Source organism: Butyrivibrio sp. WCE2006 (assembly GCF_000701985.1).
Lineage (GTDB): Bacteria > Bacillota > Clostridia > Lachnospirales > Lachnospiraceae > Butyrivibrio.
Genome location: NZ_JNKH01000041.1, coordinates 1 through 19020 on the forward strand (window position 1 = coordinate 1; position 19020 = coordinate 19020).

19 protein-coding genes are annotated in these 19020 nt (G+C 38.9%); 6 read left to right on the forward strand and 13 right to left on the reverse strand.

The genetic code is table 11. The features are described from left to right. The first annotated feature begins 255 nt into the window (after window positions 1–255). Both T501_RS16720 and T501_RS16725 read left to right on the forward strand, forming a co-directional pair. Window positions 256–618 carry a hypothetical protein gene (locus tag T501_RS16720; RefSeq protein WP_026512075.1) on the forward strand — a complete coding sequence of 121 codons (363 nt, stop codon included), beginning with the start codon at window positions 256–258 and terminating at the stop codon, window positions 616–618. 13 nt (window positions 619–631) lie between these two features. Further along, window positions 632–1564 carry a carbohydrate kinase family protein gene (locus T501_RS16725; RefSeq protein ID WP_026512074.1) on the forward strand — a complete coding sequence of 311 codons (933 nt, stop codon included), beginning with the start codon at window positions 632–634 and terminating at the stop codon, window positions 1562–1564. 77 nt (window positions 1565–1641) lie between these two features. Here T501_RS16725 and T501_RS16730 read toward each other — a convergent pair whose 3' ends face one another. The 3 genes from T501_RS16730 to T501_RS16740 are packed head-to-tail and all read right to left on the reverse strand — an operon-like array spanning window position 1642 to window position 3958. Beyond that, the gene (locus tag T501_RS16730) at window positions 1642–2769 is read right to left on the reverse strand and encodes a MalY/PatB family protein (RefSeq protein ID WP_044916312.1); all 1128 of its coding nucleotides are present in this window, start codon (window positions 2767–2769) and stop codon (window positions 1642–1644) included. After that, a complete protein-coding gene (locus T501_RS16735) occupies window positions 2762–3379 on the reverse strand; it encodes a hypothetical protein (protein ID WP_044916314.1) in 618 nt (205 codons plus the stop codon). The genes T501_RS16730 and T501_RS16735 overlap by 8 nt, the downstream gene beginning before the upstream one ends. A 21-nt stretch (window positions 3380–3400) precedes the next feature. Further along, window positions 3401–3958: a rhomboid family intramembrane serine protease gene (locus T501_RS16740; protein WP_197027981.1), complete on the reverse strand. Its 558-nt coding sequence runs from the start codon at window positions 3956–3958 to the stop codon at window positions 3401–3403. A 246-nt stretch (window positions 3959–4204) separates the two neighbouring features. Here T501_RS16740 and T501_RS16745 point away from each other — a divergent pair, with 246 nt between their 5' ends. Then, window positions 4205–4549, forward strand: coding sequence for a winged helix-turn-helix transcriptional regulator (locus tag T501_RS16745; RefSeq protein ID WP_044916317.1), 345 nt, complete (start codon window positions 4205–4207; stop codon window positions 4547–4549). Window positions 4550–4554: 5 nt separating this feature from the next. On the opposite strand, the gene T501_RS16750 is transcribed toward T501_RS16745, so the two are convergent. The 4 genes from T501_RS16750 to T501_RS16765 all read right to left on the reverse strand — a co-directional run bounded on the left by T501_RS16750 (window position 4555) and on the right by T501_RS16765 (window position 8103). Then, window positions 4555–5154, reverse strand: a complete 600-nt coding sequence (locus T501_RS16750; protein WP_026511611.1) for a class I SAM-dependent methyltransferase — start codon at window positions 5152–5154, stop codon at window positions 4555–4557. Between the two features lie 114 nt (window positions 5155–5268). Further along, the gene (locus tag T501_RS20465) at window positions 5269–7233 is read right to left on the reverse strand and encodes a M56 family metallopeptidase (protein ID WP_050008368.1); all 1965 of its coding nucleotides are present in this window, start codon (window positions 7231–7233) and stop codon (window positions 5269–5271) included. A gap of 99 nt (window positions 7234–7332) precedes the next feature. Beyond that, window positions 7333–7689, reverse strand: a complete 357-nt coding sequence (locus T501_RS16760; RefSeq protein ID WP_026511612.1) for a BlaI/MecI/CopY family transcriptional regulator — start codon at window positions 7687–7689, stop codon at window positions 7333–7335. A 66-nt stretch (window positions 7690–7755) separates the two neighbouring features. Next, window positions 7756–8103 (reverse strand): lysozyme inhibitor LprI family protein, encoded by a 348-nt coding sequence (locus tag T501_RS16765; RefSeq protein ID WP_044916319.1) that lies wholly within the window; start codon window positions 8101–8103, stop codon window positions 7756–7758. A 227-nt stretch (window positions 8104–8330) separates the two neighbouring features. Here T501_RS16765 and T501_RS16770 point away from each other — a divergent pair, with 227 nt between their 5' ends. Beyond that, the gene (locus T501_RS16770; RefSeq protein WP_044916322.1) at window positions 8331–9518 is read left to right on the forward strand and encodes a transglutaminase domain-containing protein; all 1188 of its coding nucleotides are present in this window, start codon (window positions 8331–8333) and stop codon (window positions 9516–9518) included. Between the two features lie 60 nt (window positions 9519–9578). Here the strand turns inward: T501_RS16770 and T501_RS16775 are convergent, their stop codons facing one another. The 5 genes from T501_RS16775 to T501_RS16795 all read right to left on the reverse strand — a co-directional run bounded on the left by T501_RS16775 (window position 9579) and on the right by T501_RS16795 (window position 14804). Continuing rightward, complete coding sequence (locus tag T501_RS16775; RefSeq protein ID WP_026511615.1) at window positions 9579–10061, reverse strand: cyclic nucleotide-binding domain-containing protein; 483 nt, start codon at window positions 10059–10061, stop codon at window positions 9579–9581. Between the two features lie 150 nt (window positions 10062–10211). Further along, a complete protein-coding gene (locus tag T501_RS16780) occupies window positions 10212–11237 on the reverse strand; it encodes a LacI family DNA-binding transcriptional regulator (RefSeq protein ID WP_044916327.1) in 1026 nt (341 codons plus the stop codon). A 69-nt stretch (window positions 11238–11306) separates the two neighbouring features. Then, window positions 11307–12887, reverse strand: coding sequence for an ABC transporter substrate-binding protein (locus tag T501_RS16785; protein ID WP_044916328.1), 1581 nt, complete (start codon window positions 12885–12887; stop codon window positions 11307–11309). A gap of 46 nt (window positions 12888–12933) precedes the next feature. Further along, window positions 12934–13839 (reverse strand): carbohydrate ABC transporter permease, encoded by a 906-nt coding sequence (locus tag T501_RS16790; RefSeq protein ID WP_026511618.1) that lies wholly within the window; start codon window positions 13837–13839, stop codon window positions 12934–12936. A gap of 38 nt (window positions 13840–13877) precedes the next feature. Beyond that, window positions 13878–14804 carry an ABC transporter permease gene (locus tag T501_RS16795; protein ID WP_026511619.1) on the reverse strand — a complete coding sequence of 309 codons (927 nt, stop codon included), beginning with the start codon at window positions 14802–14804 and terminating at the stop codon, window positions 13878–13880. 310 nt (window positions 14805–15114) lie between these two features. On the opposite strand from T501_RS16795, the gene T501_RS16800 reads away from it, so the two are divergent. Both T501_RS16800 and T501_RS16805 read left to right on the forward strand, forming a co-directional pair. Beyond that, complete coding sequence (locus tag T501_RS16800) at window positions 15115–16938, forward strand: family 43 glycosylhydrolase (RefSeq protein ID WP_044916330.1); 1824 nt, start codon at window positions 15115–15117, stop codon at window positions 16936–16938. A 38-nt stretch (window positions 16939–16976) separates the two neighbouring features. Further along, window positions 16977–17732 carry a DUF4886 domain-containing protein gene (locus T501_RS16805; protein WP_044916333.1) on the forward strand — a complete coding sequence of 252 codons (756 nt, stop codon included), beginning with the start codon at window positions 16977–16979 and terminating at the stop codon, window positions 17730–17732. 98 nt (window positions 17733–17830) lie between these two features. On the opposite strand, the gene nagA is transcribed toward T501_RS16805, so the two are convergent. Beyond that, window positions 17831–18979, reverse strand: coding sequence for an N-acetylglucosamine-6-phosphate deacetylase (gene nagA / locus T501_RS16810; RefSeq protein ID WP_044916334.1), 1149 nt, complete (start codon window positions 18977–18979; stop codon window positions 17831–17833). Window positions 18980–19020 lie beyond the last annotated feature (41 nt).

Genomic DNA, 19020 nt, shown 5'->3' on the forward strand with positions numbered 1-19020 from the left:
AAAAAATATATAGAAAGCCAGCGCACGGATGACCACAAAAGAAAATATGAAAAAACCGGGCGATACAGCAAAGTAAAGCGCTGAGGGTCAGCGATTCATCCCCCACCGACTATGTCGGAAGGAGTTTTCTCGCTGATACATCATAAAAACAAAATAGCCTATTTTACAACCATAGATTAGCTCATATTATAATAAGTCATATCAACTATTGAAACAATCCGTTATAAGTATCAAAACACAACTGGGTTGTTAGCATTGGCTCCAAATGTAGTATTTACACTGCCTAGTGCTGCAGCCGGAATTACGGTAAATCAGGCACTTAAGGAGCCTGATAAATATCATATAGACAAAGTAGAGTTTGGAAAATTACTTGCATTCGAGTTTAGAAATGAGACAGATGCAGAAATTACTATTATACTGGATATGGATAATTATCTGGTCGGAGCAGAGATTTATGGTGATCTGGCCAGAGAAATGATTTATATTATTACAATGATAATATATGGACGTATGACTATGGAGATTATTATGGGAACAATCTGGGCATTCCCCACACAGACAGACGGACTTGTGGAAATGTTAGCATCAAAGCTTCATAGTGATATGCCAAAAATGTAAAAAACGAGGGAAGATGGTGGAGAAAAAAGTTACAATTATTGGGGCAGCAATAACAGATGTACATGCAGGGCCTGTTTCAAGTAATTTATTTGAAGCAGGCTCTGTGCCTGTAGAAAATATGGCAGTAACATACGGCGGGGATGCTCTGAATGAAGCTGTAATGCTTTCATCTCTTGGCGTAGATAGTGAACTGGTATCTGTTGTCGGTGACGATGAAAACGGTAAAAGGATACTGAACTACCTAAAGAGCAGCGGCATAAATACAGATAAAATAACTGTATGCGATGGCATGACAACCGGAATGAATATCGTTCTAAATGATGCATCCGGAGAGCGGTTCTTCATAACTAATCCCAGGAGCAGCTTAAGACGGTTGTCAGTAGAGCATATTTTACCTCACGCCGATGAATTTGCAGATATTGTCTGCTTTGCCAGCATGTTTGTATCACATGAACTTGGGATAAAGGAAATGAGAAAAGTGTTTTCCAAAATCAAAGAAAAGCCCAGCAGAGTCCTTATATGTGATATGACAACTGCAAAAAAGGGAGAAAATATCCGAGACATAGCAGAGCTCCTGGAATATATAGACTATATCGTACCTAATGAAAAAGAGGCAGCGCTTCTCACAGGAGAAAGTGACATTTATAAAAATATTGATATTTTTCGCGCTCATGGAGCCAAAAATGTTGTTATCAAGTGTGGAAGTGCCGGCTGTGTTTACAGCGATGGAAAAGTGACCAAAAATGTCCCTTCCTTTAAAGTATCAGCCATTGATACTACAGGTGCCGGTGACAGTTTTGTAGCAGGGTTCACATATGGACTACTCAAAGGATCAGATATTCATACTTGTTGCAAATATGGAAATGCTGTTGCTTCTTATGTCGTAGAGCAAATCGGAACTACCGGAATAAAATTGTCTGACGATGATATAGGAACACGAATGTAAGATAAAAAGAATCGCAGCTTTCTTATGATAGTCTGTCATTTGACCTATAAAAGATCAATGTATAATTGCATCCTGTATCACATTATTGTTTTTATGCGTTCAAGCGCTTCTGCAAGAACGCTTCTAGGACAGGCAACATTAAGTCTTATAAAGCCCTCTCCTCCCTTACCAAAGTCAGTTCCTTCTGAGACACGTATATGTGCCTCTTTGAGTAGCTTATTAGCAAAGTCCTCATAAGCGGAACAATCTATCCATGCAAGATAAGTTCCCTCAGGCTTCATCATGACAAGCTTTGTGCCTTCCAGTTCTTTTCGAAGAAGCTCCATATTGCCTTCTATATATGAAAGAAGCTCTGTAAGCCATTTCTCACCATAGTTATAGGCTGCTTTTGTGGCAGCAATTCCCATCTTGTTAAGCCCGAAGGCGCCGGTTACATAGGCCTCTCTTTTAATTTTTCTGAGTATTTCTTTGTTTGAAGATATTATATTAGCAGCCTGAATCCCTGCTATATTGAAGGTTTTTGTGGGAGCAGTAAGTACCACGCAGTTATCGCCGGCAATTTTTGCCATAGGAATATGACTGTTTCCATATAAAATGAGGTCAGAGTGGATTTCGTCACTTACAATGAAAACATTATGACTTTTGCAGATTTCTGATACCTTTTGAAGCTCTTCTTTAGTCCAGACACGTCCTCCCGGATTGTGAGGTGAACACCATACGAGGATTCTGACCTTATCCTCAATGATCCTTTTTTCCATATCCTCAAAATCCACTTCGTAATGACCGTCGTTATTTTTAAGGGACTCTATTGTGAGCTTTCTGCCGTTACCCTCAACGCAACGCCTAAAAGGTCCGTACACCGGCTCGAAAATCATAACATGGTCATCAGGATCAGTAAGCACTCGGACAGCGTAAGAGATTGCAAGCACAACTCCCGGGAGTTTGAGTATCTGATCACTTGTTATACTCCAATCAAAACGCTTACCAAACCAGTTTATTACAGCTTCATCGTATGCGTCATCTGCCTCCGAATAGCCATATAATCCGGTGGAGGCGACACGAACCAATTCGTCTGATACCTCAGGTGGACATTTAAAATCCATATCCGCAACCCACATGGGAATCAGATCATCTATTCCGTCTATTTTCGTATATTTAATGTCATCAGGGGTATTTCTGTCTGTTAGACAGTCAAAGTCATACATATTCTTTGTTCCTCCACTTAACCTTATAATACAAAAAAGCAAGCGCAAAACATAGCACAGCGATTATCGCAAACCATGTGATAATAGTAACTGCAGGCTGCTCATATACCTTCAAAAAGAAATATGGTCCGTCCATTATCCGTGCAGCATTCAGCACAAGGGCAATCACTCCATAAAGAAGACTTGCTGCCGCCGGCCAGATTATTGTGAAAAATGGTAGCTTCTCTGACTTTTCTAAAAAAAGAAGAGAGATTACTGACAATAGAGGTCCGATAAAATGGTTGATTGGTGCAACGTCATTAAAAAAGTAATATGCGACTCCTCCCTCGGGAGCTAAAACAAAAGCCGCTATCAAAAATGTGACCGTGAGCGCCACTGCACTTATGAAATGAGCTACGGTAAGAAGCTTTGGAAATGTTCTTCCCTTCACAACATAGTAAATAACAAACCCTGAAACAACCATCTGCATTACATTGCTGTCAACTGTATACCATGTAAAAAGTCCAAACCGGAAGACATAAATATCGTGGATAAATGCTAAAATTTCAAGTACCACCAGTACAAGGTTTACATAAAAAACTGCTCTGTCTTCGCTTTTTATCATACTCATAACATATCCCCTTTTTAATCCTTACCCAAATCTGTAGATATTAACTATTACAAAGCCTGCGATCAATCCTGTTATTAGTCCGGAAAAATGCCCAATAGAATCTATCTTTTTTGAGGTTGTCATAATCACTAGCAAAACTATTGTTGGAATCATGGCTTTTAATGACGCAATCCCCCTCATGGAAACAACGATCACCATATATATGCCAAGAAGTCCGCATATTACACCTGAAGCGCCAATACTAAAGGTAAATGGCGAATTCTTTTTGTGAATTCTTGCCGAAACTGTTCCACCCAAAATCATGATGAGAAAATAACAGATTGCATATAGCCCGGGCTTTAGCGCATACTCCAAAGCCTGCCCTATGTTGTATAGGGAGTACATATTGCAGACAAGATGCAGAAAGTCCTTCTGCGAAAACGCACTTGATATGATTCTGTAATATTGTCTCTCTTGTAGTGTATTTATATAAGAAGATCCAACGCTTTGAATACTAAGTACTTTAATATTTAAAAGTATGAAAACTATGACATTTATTCCGATTATCCCATAGGTGACCGGATATTCTATTAATTCCATTCTTCTCCATTCTTGGAACGTCAGCCTCAGTGACGTAAATGATGTTGCTCCTTCCATATCACTCTGGCGCGCAAGCATATTTTCGATTGTGATATTTAAGAATCCTCCCCCTTAATTATAGAAAAAAAGATGATGCACTGCCACAAAAAAACAATGCATGACGGCTTTTCTTAATGTTCCAGCACCTGAGAATACCATATAGGTCTGAAATACCATAGTTCCAAACATAGTAAGGAAAACCATACCATGAGTAAAATAGCGAAAAAAGAACCATTATGTGAAGAAATTGCAGGAAAAGGATGCGGCCTTAAGAAGGTCCTTGATATTGTCGGAGGCAAATGGAAGATTATGATTCTCTGTGTCATCGACAATAAAGAGGTTGTTAGATACGGCGAGCTTAGCCGCACTGTCAGCGGAATTACCAACACCATGCTTGCACCTTCACTTAAAGAGCTTGATGCAGATGGCCTCGTTGAAAGAAAACAGTATGACGAGATGCCTGTACGTGTTGAGTACAATCTCACTGATAAAACAAAAAGCCTCATCCCAATTCTTTTGCAATTAAAGAAGTGGGGTGAGGACAATCTGTGATTTCATTATTTCTTTGTGATTACAGCTATTGCGCAGGGCATTCTTCCATCGACGATATGATATTCTACGTCTGAATATCCCATATCCTCAAAGAATGCCTTGTAGGAATTGAAGTCAAATTGCTGTTTGAATTCAGCTCCCAGAATTTCTACAAACTTCACTGCAATTCCTGCAGAATTCTTCGACTTATTTATATAGGTTGGAATGATTATTTTTCCACCAGGCTTTACTACACGTTCAAGCTCAGCAAGAGCTTTACCCGGATCCGGCAAAAGATGAATTACATTCCCAGCTACAACCTTGTCGAACCTTCCATCTTTGCACTTAATGTTTGTAATGTCAGCCTTCTTGAAGCTGATGTTCCGATAAAGGCTGCACTTTCTGGCTGCCTGCTTGAGCATTCCCTCTGAAAAATCTGTTGCCACAAGGCTCTTACATTTTTCTGCTATATACTGGCTTATTGCCCCAGTACCGCAGGCACATTCAAGCACTTCATCATTTTCATCAATAAACTCTGCTACTCTTTTTCCTGTACCAGAGTAAACCTTGTAATTATATACATTCTCAAATAGATCATAGAGTGGTGATATTTTGTCCCAAAACATGATGTAGTTCCTCTCCCTCCAAAAATTTTTATGGTTATGTAATGATAGCCAATGTATATTCTATCACCATCTACTTGATTGGAGAATATATCGGACCCTGAGCCATTTTCATGCTCAAGGATCCATAGCATCATGTTCTTCAGGTTCTATAATATGCTCTGTTACATCATTATTATCAGTATCATCTGAGCCTTCCACATAAGGCAGGTTGATAAATCCATCAGTATCATCTTCTACAGGGTGGTTTTCAAGTTCATCTTCCTCTCCTAAATCATAACCACCGGTAATTACAGGAACATAGATGCCATCACTGCCCCAAGGTTGAACCATGACGTAGCTTTCATAGAAAGCACCATCAGGGAAAAGCAGATTAATGACAACTCCTTGTTCTGTCTCCTCTTGAAGCTCAATCTTAACTTTTGTTTCATCATCTGAAAGGTTGAGAAGATATCTTGCAGAAGCACTGGGATCAAACAACTTACTGTAGTATCCGTTTGTATCCTGCTTTGCGATTCCGTTAAGGATTTCACCAAGGCCGTTCTTAGTGTAATTAACAGCATTGAAATCCTCAGGATGCTCGCAATAAGCTTTGTTAAAATCCTTTACTGATTCGATATTTTCGCAGAAGTTCATCTCCTCGGAGTCCACCATTACTACACCTTCTCTGTCCTTGGCAAATTCCAAAGTCTCCTGCCATACATATACGTGAGGCTCTGAATCTGCAGCATAGTAGTGCACCTCTGCCTTATTATAATCATCTGTATCGATTATTGTTTTATTGGGAATTTCCTCACTTCCAAACATACTGGGCCATGGGCTTGAATATCCAAAGGATATGGATCCATCCGCATCAAAAAACAAAAGCTCCTCGTCCATCAGATTCTGCATTGCCTTCTCATTTGAATAAGAAACAATTGCATCCGCATTCCTGTCTTCGAAGTCATTAATCCAGTTAGAAAGCAGTTCATCATACGCCGCTCTTTCAGAGTAATCATCACTCTTTTCATTTCCACCAGAAGCACTTGTAAAGAAGCATCCATAGAGAGCAACGCTTACCGCGATCAACATTGTGATAAGCCAGAAGGAAGGCTTTCTATAATTGAATATCTGTATAATTCTTGTTTTTACTCCCACCTCTCCAAAAGCAAGTGAATATGTGATGGCATATCTTCTATGTGTACTGCAATTTAAGAGTGATGTAGCATAGGACTTCTTCTCTTCAAGTGACATATTCTTTATCACGCGCTCGTCGCAGGCAAGTTCAATGTCCTTACAAAACAGTGTAAAGGAAATCCACACAAGAGGATTAAACCAGTGAATTCCAAGAAGAATAAAGCCTATAAGCTTTCTAATGTGGTCATACCTTGCAATATGCGCTCTCTCATGTAAAAGCACATTACCGACAGTCTCCTCATCAAGACCTGAAGGCAGATAAATTGCAGGCTTTATAAATCCAAGAATAAAGGGAGTATCTATAGCATCACACACGAAAACATCATCATGTGCTTTCCCTGCTGCTTTTGCACCATCCCCACACTCATTGTTCTTACCAAGTTTAATAGAAACATTTATATCTTTTTTAATTGAAATAAAGCTCACAACTGCATATAAAGCCACTGCAAAAACGCCGATAATCCATACCATCCAAAGCCATGCAAGAATTTCACTTCTTACAGACAAAACCTCCAGCGCTCCACTATTTGCGCTGGTGGCTATGATCTGTTCATCTGGCAGATAGTCATACTCTGCATCAGAAGGCACTATCATATTATCGCCACCTATAGACGCAGCTCCCACTTCAGAAGCCGGAGTGTAGTCATGATAAGTAACCTCAGGCACTTCTTCATCTTTGTTATCTCCAAGCAAAAGAGATTCTACTGCCCCATTCACATCCGGGAAAATCCCAAACTGTGATTCAACCTGAAAAGGCATGATGAGCTTTAATGCTACAATAGCCCAAAGCACACCCATAAACCACTTAGGTGCCTTCTTTAAAGGAAACCTCAAAAGAATAACTGCTATCATGAGAAATGAGGCTGTTATGCTCATCTCAAGAATTTTAATAAAAACTGTCCCCATACATTTCCCTCCAATTTTCAAGTAATCCAGGTACTGTGAAAGCACCTATTTCTGTAATTCATTTATTTTCCTGCACCATATCCCAACAAAAGCAAGCATTTAATCCTTCGCCTTATCAATGATTTCCCTAATCTCATCAAGCTCCTTTTTTGAGAGCTTCTGACGAGAAGTGAAAGCTGCAAGAAAAGCAGGTAAGGATCCCCCAAATGTTTCCTCTACAAACTCCTCGCTCTTTCTCGTATAAAATTCTTCCTGTGAGATTTTGGATGAGACAACTCCATCCTCATTTTGAAATAAACCCTTCTCGCAGAGTTTCTTAAGAACTGTGTAGGTGGTAGATTTCTTCCACCCGAATTCATCGGTGCAAAGCTTTACAAGCTCTCCCGAACCAACAGGCTCCTTCTCCCATATAAGCCTGGCAAACTGCATCTGAACTTCCCCTAATTCAACTGCCATATTTACCTCCTTGGTCTATTCTGTGTAGACTTCATATTCTGAGTTTACTCTAAATAGACCAAGTTGTCAACCTTTATTCTCTATGGCATCATCCTGAGCTGCAGCCTGTTTATCATAGATCCATTTACGCTGCTCTTCCGTGAGCTTGGTCATCTCCTCCTCATCAAGGGTATTACCCAGATATGACCAGATCTTATTTATAAGTGCATCCCATAGATAGAACTTTTCATATGAAAGAGAATTAAGAGTCTGCTGATCAAGGCTTGAATCACCGTTTATCTTCTTCTCAAGCTCTGTCTGTTTTATCATTGCTTTATCATAAAGATTCTTTATATCAACAGAATTATTTATGTCAGCCATCGTAATGATAGCTCCACTTACACTTTCCTTGTCATCCACGGTACAATTATCCATTACCACATTATAATTTCTTTCTTGACTTCATTCTTCATTTTGTCCCTCCAATATTGAATAAAACCCAAATCCTACTATATACATTATCATTATCCTGCTTTTTTTGTGTTCGAATAACGATAACAAATTATTAAATAAAAAAAAATCTAATATTTGTTTTTTATTATCCTGATTCATAAAATCGTCGTATAATATTTGGAATAGCTAAAAGACGGAGATTTACAAGAATGCAAACTATAAATCATAATGAAAATACCTCCTACTTATCTGAGGATAGAAAATCATCTAAAAAACACAAAAAAGGATTTCCCTTTAAAACACTTATTTTTATTGTGTTAATAATCGCTATATATGTCCTGTTTATTGAAGATGATGACAGTATTGTCCCTGCATCAATTCGTTCAGAGATCACCGGAAAATACTTTGTCTATGATACCCCTGATGTTCCCTCCAAAAGAGAAGATATTTACGTGTTATATTCATCTCTGAACGATGCCGATAAATGCGTATATAATATGTTCCTTGATCTCGTAGAGAATAAAAATATTGAAAAATATGAAAGCGCAGTCTCTATATCTGAAACAAAAAACACAGAGCTTGGCGACGATTATTTATGGAATGTCTTTTATGCCATGTGCTATGACCACCCGGAATACTTCTACCTTCTCATTGATCCTTCTATGGTTGAATGCTATACCGTAGAGAAAAATGATTACATAACCTATATATTCAATATGAAAGATACCGCTACAGACGAAGATCCTATGGTAAAAAAACTTGAACAGGCAGCTGACGATTTTCTTAAAGATATAGATATCACCGCATCTGATGAAGAAATTGAACTGGCGATTCACGATAAGCTCCTGGATACTGTCACATATGACTCCGAAATACTTGAATCAATGGATAAGGATGACTATCAGTGGGATCTGGGAAATACCGCATATGGCGCACTTGTGGCTGACTCTGCCGGAAGAACAAACCACGCAGTTTGCAGTGGTTATGCCTTTGCCTTTGAATATCTGCTACAAAAGTCCGGTATTCCCTGTGCTTACATTACAGGAAGCGCCAACACAATTCCTTCCTCTGAGAAAGATCAGCCTGATCATGCATGGAATGCTGTAAAAATAAATAATAGGTGGTACGAAACCGATGTTACCTGGGATGACAATGAATTTGAGGAGGACGAAGAATTCGCTGCCATGCTGAAAAAAGACACTGAAAAATACTTCAACCTATGCCATCAATATTACAATAAGACAACAAAAGAAATGGAATTTATTCCTGCGACAGATGATACACTTTTCGAAATTGAGGGCTATGAACCTTACAATGCTTCATTTGACACGAAGCATATTCGCTCTACCGAAGGAACAGATGACTTTACCAATTCTCTTATCCCTATAGCAGAATAAAACAAGCTCCATCCGGCAATCTTTTATGCCAGGTGGAGCTTTTCTTAATCAGGAAATAATCTATTTGCGCTTTGAACCCGGATCCTTCATTTTATCGGGACCGACATTATATTTTGCGAATACTTTGCTGTAAAATCCGCTAAATTCCTTTAAATGAGCATTATTAGCGTAATTTTTAGCTTCCATATCCTTCATGATCATGTTCATCCCATACTGAAGGCTATACATTGTAGAAGCCATATTTTGTAATATTTTGAATACATCCACATGATTATTGACGATAAATTCATCGACATCTGCACTTGTAATTCTCATAAGCAGCAAATCCGAGTAAGCAACAACAGTATAGACCGCAGGTTTTCCCCCTGTAAAAAGACCCATTTCTCCAAAATAATCATCTTTTGACTTTATACCCAGAAGTGATTCATCCTTCGTCCCATATTTTGAATACAGTTCGACATGACCGGATACTATTTTATACATATCCATATTGTTTTCACCTTCTCTGATAATTACCGTGCCTTCCGAGACTTTTATAAGCATAGAAACCTCCTCTGCTAAAGTCATAGATTCCTGTTTTTCCTCAGAAAAACGGGAATCGTATTGGACCAGGTCCTCGCGAAGCGAGGGGCGTGTCCTGCCGAAGGCAGGATTTTTGCGGGCGATTTCCGCTTTTGCCCACAAAAAGTCATATTATTTTGTAATTCTTCTAACTGAGTCGCGTTTGATAATTGCAGCTTCATATTCAATATGCTGCCCTTGTTCACCATTGATCATACTATGTAAAAGCGAAATGGTTGTCTCTGCCATTTCTTTTACCGGCTGATATATCGTATCAATTGCCGGAGAATAATATTCCGTAGCTTCTATCCCATCAAAACCTATTATGGATATATTATCAGGTATTTTCTTTCCAAGCATTTCAACTGCTTTGGCTGCTCCTACTGCATAAATATCAGAAAATGCAAATAGTGCAGTCATGTCAGGATTTACCTGCATAAGCTGTTTCATTGCAAGAAATGCACCTCGGTATCCTACACCCGAATTAACGCTTATCCTTCCGACAAGATTCTCATCATAAGGAATCCCACTTTCTTCCAATGCCTTCCTATAGCCTTGAAATCTAAAATAATCCGGAGTGTCTTTAACTGGATTATAGAAAACACCAATCCTTGTATGTCCCATTTCGATAAGGTATTTCGTCCCTTTATAGGCTTCCTTCTCATCATTTATTTTCACGCTGGAATAAATTGTATCGTTTACTTCCGGCAAATCCGCTGTCAATACAACACAAGGCGCACCTAATTGAGCAAACTTATTGTCTTTATATCTGGTCTTCTCCTCTACCCCGAAAAGTATAGCACCGCAAAGATTGTTTCTTACGGACTCGCTTATCATTACCTCAAGTTCATTTTCACCAACCGGAACATAACGGACAAAAAGCTTATATCCTCTGGATTCCATTGCACTATACAGTTCATCGATCATTTTTGAAAAAAAGGGATTGGCAATACTTTTTACAAATACCCCAATGTTATCAGATTTAGTAAGTTTAAGATTTCTTGCACTTTCGTTTGGAACATAGCCATATTCCTCAATTACATCAAGGACCTTCTTCCGAGTCTTATCACTTACGTACCCCGTGTTATTAATAACACGGGATACTGTACCTATACCCACACCTGATAACTTTGCTATTTCTTTAATGCCAACAGTCACAATAATTATTTCCTTTGTTTTCTTTCTATTTACCAGCTGTTTAAAGCTAAGTTACATAGGATTCATTTCTTATTTTGAAGCAATATATGTTGAAAGTTGTGTCTTTACATCTTCAATTATATCATCTATTCCTGCAGATTTAAGCTGACTTCTATATTGTTCAAGTGCAGAATCAACATCATCAGTCTTTCCAAGCATCAGCTGATTCCCTAATTCAGCATTGACATTCGCAACAGCAGATAGCTCAGCACTTACATTCCCTGAATCATACCCAAAACCATCATAAGGATTTTTAATATGATTCTGCATCCATTTTCCTTTGAGTTCATATCTTGCCGGATGCTCTGAATGCTGCTTAAGAGTGAAATCGGAATTACCAAAAGCCCATGCTGCCAGGCCAAATCCATCTGTTTCATCGTTATAAGCTTCAGGTCTCTCCAGGTAACCCTCTTTGTTTTCAAACTGCACACCCTCTATACCATACTGGAAAAGATCATAATAAGACTCATCTGTCATTAGCTTTTCAATGAGCATCATGCATCTCTCCGGATACTTAGAGTTCGCATTGATTACGGTAAGATCCTGTGACGGATTGGTTACCATTACCTTATTATTATCTTCTGCCGGATGCCAGGCGTCAATATCCTGGTTCTCAAGGTCACCGTGCACACTGCCATAGCTGCCGGTCCAGTCAGGCATGTGAGCTATGTACGCCGTTGTCTGTCCATTCTTATACTGATCTTTTCCGCCTGTGGTGGATGAAAGAATATCCGAAGGCCAGTATCCTCTCTTTTCCCATTCATCCATCAGCTTCACATATTTTTCGAATTCTTCTGTAAATGCAGGATGAATAATATTCTCATAATCATCATAATCAGCTACAAGATACATCTGATTGATCGGTATTCCGGGAGCATCAACCCATTTTCCTGTCTCAGCAACAAGCATACGATAAAGTAATACGCTAAGTTCTGCATTTGAATTAAGCGGATACATGCCATGAGCAACTGAAGCATCACAATATGCTTCCATGCTTGCAAGATCTGTAACGTAATCTATTCCCCATTCATCACAATAAGCTTTATTGTAAACAAAACCATAAGTATTGAACCCTTGAGAAAGGCTTGAAATGCCATATACGGAACCATTTATTGTGATTCCATCCATATTTCCTGCGCTTTCCTCTTTTTCCTTTAATACAGGTGCATATTTGTCCAATAAATCTGTCAAATCATATAGTGAACCTTGCGTAGCCAGAGTATTAAAAGTAACCGGTGCCTCCTGTGACGCATATGCCATATCAAAATATTCGCCTGATGCCCATAGCAAGGGATATTTTGTGGCTATATCTCCCCAGTCAATATACTTGATCTCCAGAGAAGTATTCATATCCTCAGTCAGTTTCTCATTTAGTTTTTCCATGACCTGCGGACCTGCCACAGACTCAGACCCGTACAGATACATTGTAAGTGTTACATGCTCAGAAAGATCCACATCACCATATTCTTCATCTGAATTGTCCTTAGTAACTGCTGCAGACGCTTTTGCAGCCTGATCCAACGCATCAGAATTCTGCCCACACCCTGATAAAAAGGTGGTTGCCATTACTGCCCCTGCCAATAAACTGCTAATAAATCTTCTCCCTTTCATAAATAACCTCCTTAAAATACATGTTATATTTTATATTCCAAAACCCTTATCCCTTTACTGAGCCTATTGTGATTCCACTTACAAAGTATCTCTGTAAAAAGGGATATAGAAGGATTATTGGTCCTGTAGTAAGTACGGCAGCTGCCATTTTTACCGATTGTGTCGGTGCAACAACGTCAATTGCATGTCCTGAATTTGAAAGCTTATCTACTGAAGCTGCCTGATTCAGCATTCTCTGAAGAAAATACTGCAGAGGATATTTAGAAGAGGTCTCGATATAAAGACTTGCATTATACCATTCATTCCAATATCCAAGAGCCAGAAACAGGCCTATAGTTGCCAGACTTGGGCCCGCCAGTGGCATAAATATTTTCCTGTATATAGTGAAATTACCCGCACCATCTATCATTGCTGATTCATACAGTTCATCCGGTATGGATTTCATGAAATTTCTCATTAGGAAAATTGACCATGCACTTACCATACATGGAAGAATTATTGCGAGCAGATTATCTTTAAGTCCAAGATATCGTACATATAAAATATATGTCGGTATCAGTCCTCCGCTAAACAACGTAGTAAAATATATAAAAAATGAAAGCTTCTCCCTTATTGCAAAATCTTTTCTATTGAGTACATATCCTGCCATTGACATAATCAAAAGCCCTGAAAGTGTACCTACAAGCGTAATAAAAATGGTCGTACCATATGCGTTTATAAGATCAGAGGATTTGGTAAATAGATACTCATAGGCTGCAAAAGTCCATCTGTCAGGAACCAGTTTGTACCCTTCAGAAAGTATCTCTTTCTCAGTCATAAGTGACGAAGTAACAACTAAAATAAAAGGAAATATACACATCACCGTAAACATACCTGTAATCACATAGCACACAACCGATAGAGCGGTATTACTCCTGCCCATCTTTATTGAAGAATTTCTTTTTCCGTTCATACTAAAACCTTCCCATGAATTAATTGCCAATTATTTTCTCAAAACAAAGCGCTCTCAGGCTGGACCTTTTTTACAATCGCATTAACTATAAGTACCAGCACAAGTCCAAATACTGACTGATAAAGCCCGACGGCAGCACTTGAAGAGAAATTAAACGATCCCAAAAGTCCTCTGTACACATAAGTATCAATAATATCTGTCTGCGGAAATAAAAGAGAATTATTCCCGATAAGGTTGTAAAACAGATCAAATGAACCTCTTAAAAGTCCTCCAAGTCCAAATAAAACAAGCAGTATAAATGTCTGTTTCAGCAGAGGCAGTGTGATATGTATTATCCTCTGAATCTTATTGGCTCCATCTACATAAGCAGCCTCATATATCTCTGTACTTATCCCGGTTATTGTCGCAAGATATACGATCATTCCATATCCGGTTGTTTTCCATATATAGAAAAAAGTAATGATATATTTCCAAATCCATGGCGTTGAATAGAACGCTATTTCTTCCATTCCGGCTTTAGAAAGCATATTGTTTATGAATCCGTAATCAGTATTAAAAAAGCTGTAAGCAAAAACACCGACTATGATGTATGAAATGAAATTAGGAAGAAGTATTACCGATTGAGAGAATTTTTTATAAAGCTTATTCCCAATCTCTGAGATCATAATTGCCAAAACTACCTGTATTGCATGCCCCAAAACTAAAAAGACCAAATTATACAGAAGCGTATTTTTTGTAAGCCTGAACAAATCTCCATTTCTCACAAGAAATGAAAAATTCTTCAATCCAACAAAAGGACTCCCGAATATTCCTTTATTTGGATTGTAGTTTACAAAAGCTACATAGGCCCCCGGCATCGTCAGATAACAGAAGATGAAAAAATACAGAAGTGCAGGTGCGATCATCAAAAAAAGAACCCAGTTTTTCCTGATCTCCTTTGCAGCTTTTTTGAATTTACTATTCATTGATTATCCTCCTTTAATAAATGGAAACGTTTCCCTTTATTGTCATAAAAAATTCCGCTAACTCCTCCGGTTTGCTCCGAATGAATTATTGGATGTGTCAAATTATAACACTGCATCTGTCTTTGTCAACATCAGATATATTGCTAATTTTTCATTATGATTTCTGTTGATTTTTCACAAACCAAACCTAATTGACAACAATCTTATACTGCATTATCATTGTCCAAAAAGAGGAAACGTTTCCTCTTTTACCTGTATTGAGTCTATACTCTTACTCAAATAATCAGTACATTCAGGAAAGGAATACTTTATGAATACCAAGAAAGAAAATTCAACTTCATTATCTCCAAAATACTATTGCAATCCCATTAACGTGGATTACCGCTATCAGTTCAATAAGACTTCTGATGGTTTGGGAGTTACCTTAAACAGAGAAGCCGCTGATCCTTCACTTATTATGTTTAATGGCAGATATTATCTGTTTGCATCCATGCAATTAAGTGTATGGTCTTCAGATGACCTTGTTACCTGGGAAAGTCATCGTCTTCCCGACAATCTTCCCCTTTATGACTATGCCCCGGATGTGCGCGTTATTGGCGAATACGTTTATTATTGTGCATCACGTTTTGGCGATAACTGTGATTATTACCGCACAAAGAATATAGAAGAAGGCCCCTATGAGAAAATAGATGGAACTTTTGCTTTCTGGGATCCAAACCTTTTCGTCGATGATGACGGGCGAATTTATTTTTTCTGGGGATGCACCAATACAGATCCCATATGGGGTGCAGAGCTTGATCCGGATACTCTTCTACCTCTTCATGAAAAAAAGGCTTTGATATTTGGAGATGCCTTAGTTAAAGGATATGAACGCATCGGTGATGATCACAGTATTATGCCAAGAACTGATGAAGAAATCGAAAAGCTATACCTTAAATACATTAAAGAAAATGATATACCTGACACTGACGAAACCAGAAAAAGGCTTCTCTCTGTCACAAATATGTTTAGTAATCGTCCATATATAGAGGGTGCCTGGATGACAAAGCATAATGGAAAATACTATCTACAGTATGCATGTCCCGGCGCTGAATTCAATGTTTATGCAGACGGAGTTTATGTGTCAGACAGTCCCCTTGGTCCATTTGAGCCTGCAGACAATAATCCTTTTTCCTATAATCCGGGTGGATTTATGACAGGAGCAGGCCACGGTTCTACTCTGGAAGATTCGTATGGTAATTTCTGGCATACATCCACCATGAGAATAAGCATAAACCACACATTTGAACGAAGGGTTGGACTATGGCCTGCCGGATTTGATAAGGACGGAGAATTATTCTGTAATCAAAGGTATGCAGACTGGCCAAGAGAGGTATCTTCAGAAAATCCTGATCCCTGGGCTCCCCCATGCTGGTATCTGCTAAGCTATAACAAAAATGTAACTGCATCTTCCACTAAAGGAAATAATCCCCCTTCAAATGCAGTTGATGAAAACTCTCGCACATGGTGGCAGGCATCATCCTCTAAACAGGGCGAATGGATCTGTATAGACCTTCAGGGTTCCCATACTGTACATGCGGTTCAGATTAATTTCGCAGATGACAAACTATCAGCCCCTGTTCCGGGAGATTTTGATAAAAGTGGAAGATATATAGAAGAACGCAGCTTGAGAACCAGATGGATTCTGGAAGGATCAACTGACGGTACTTCATGGGTAATTTTGAAAGACAAGTCAGACGCAGAAACTGATCTCCCCCATGATTTTATAGTTTTTAATGAAGGGCTGAATATTAGATTTATAAAGCTCACCATAGTTGAAGTTCCCTACGACCAGAATCCATGTATTTCAGGCTTAAGAGTCTTTGGAATAGGTAATGGACAAGCTCCTGCAGCCTCATCCTTTAACGTAAAGAGAATAAGTGACCTTGACATGATTGTTACAATTAATGAAGATGATGCAACAGGGCATACAATACTCTGGGGAACATCACCGGATAAGCTGTATCATAGCTGTATCACCTATGGCAATGAACAGAAAATAGGTGCGCTTATTAAGAATAAATCTTATTATGTAAGAGTCGATTCTTTTAATGAAAATGGTATTACAGAAGGTTCTGCCATTAAGCTTATCTGAATAATGACAATAATACTTTAATTTGATGGAGAGACATTATGAAAACTACTTACATTCTGGCAATTGGCAACAGTTTTTCCCGTGATGCAACAGCGTATCTTTATGATGTTTGCAAGAGCATGGACATCCCTGTTCATGTAGTAAATCTGTATATAGGAGGATGCCCCCTTGAGCGTCATTGGGAGAATATAGAGAAAAATGAACATGCATATCAGTATCAGGAAAACGGCGTAGTTACAGACAGATATGTAAGTATACAGGATATTCTTCATAGTAAACCATGGGATTATATTGTAACTCAGCAATCCAGCCACGACAGTGGCTGGCTCGATACATACGAGCCTTTCGCAGGACTTATGTTTGACTATATAAAGAAAGAGGTCCCTGGCGCTCAGATATGTATGCAGCAGACCTGGGCTTATGAAATCGATAGCGATCACGGTTGTTTTATCCGTTACAATCGCGATCAGCTTGAGATGTACAGACGTTCCAGAGCAAATTATCATACGATAGCAGATAAATATAATATTCCGCTTATCCCCTGCGGAGATGTCATTCAGAATATCAGAAAGCATCCTGAATTCGATGTAGCCAGGGGTGGAAAATCCATATGCCGCGACGGATTCCATATGCATTACCTGTATGGACGCTATGCCCTTGCATGCACCTGGGCGAAAAAAATATTGAATGCCCCTATTGAGAACTGTACTTATCTTCCAAATTGCTGTGACACCGATGAAGAACTGGATAAAGCTCTTCTTTCCATAGTTAAGCAGGAAGTAGTATCGATTTAAAAAAATGCTCCTTAACCCGTTTGGATTAGGGAGCATTTTCACTATACTTTTACAGAATATCATTTGGATTCTGTATTATTCCTTTTATAATTTCAGGATTATAACAGTTGTCCTCTGTTTACTATATGTTTAATATTAAAATCCTTATCCATCAGAATGATATTTGCATATTTTCCAGGCTCAATGCTTCCGTAATCTGCATCTATCCCAATTGATTTTGCAGGATTCTCAGAAGCTGCCCTGACAGCCGTTTCAAGAGAAATTCCCATGTTTTTCACAGCATTCTTCATACAATCAAAAAGATTTGTAACTGACCCTGCAATAACATCGGGCTTATCTGTTAAAACTGCCTTATTTCCAATCACAGTAACCTTTTGCCCGCCAAGCTGATACTCTCCGTCTGGAAGGCCTGTTGCCTCCATGGAATCTGAGATTAGAATCATCTTATCCTCAGGAAATGCATTGAAGGCAAACCTTACCATTGCAGGATGTACATGAATACCGTCAGCGATAAGTTCAGCCTCTGCTTTGCATTCGATAGCAGCAGCTATTGGACCGGGATTCCTATGATTTAAACCAGGCATTGCATTAAAAAGATGTGTCATATGACCGGCTCCATTTTGGAAGGATTTAATTGCCGTGTCATAATCGCTACAGGTATGTGCCAGTGAAATCTTAACATCACTTGAATGTTCTTTGATAAACTCCATACTTCCCGGAAGCTCAGGAGCTATGTCTACCAGCTTAAATAAATCTCCGCTTTTTTCCTGCAGTCTTCTAAACATATCTATATCAGGGAGCTGCAGATAATCAGGATTCTGGGCTCCTATCTTATCGGGACTGATAAACGGCCCTTCCATGTTTATGCCTACAAGATCAGCCCTCTTAATGTTATCCGGTGTAGTTCTGTCGCTTTCAATCCCTTCTTTATAACTTTTGGCATTTAAAGCCACATTACTTAAAACTTCCTCAGGAAAGGTCATGGTTGCAGGGCATATCGCAAGTACTCCATTTTGGGCTTCGTACTCTGCAATCTCCTCAAGCCCCTTCTTATCTCCGTCGCAGAAGTCATGTCCCACTGCTCCGTGAAAATGGATATCCACAAGTCCCGGAATTGCCAAAAGCCCCTTTGCATCAAGCTCTGTCTCATCGCCTGATGTCTCTGAAATCCTCTGATCCTTCGTAAAAATATCCTTCTCTTCAAATATATGATCTTTGGTATATACTAAAGCACCTGATATTTTCATCCTGCCTCCTCAATGCATTATTCAGTGTAATTACGCTTTGA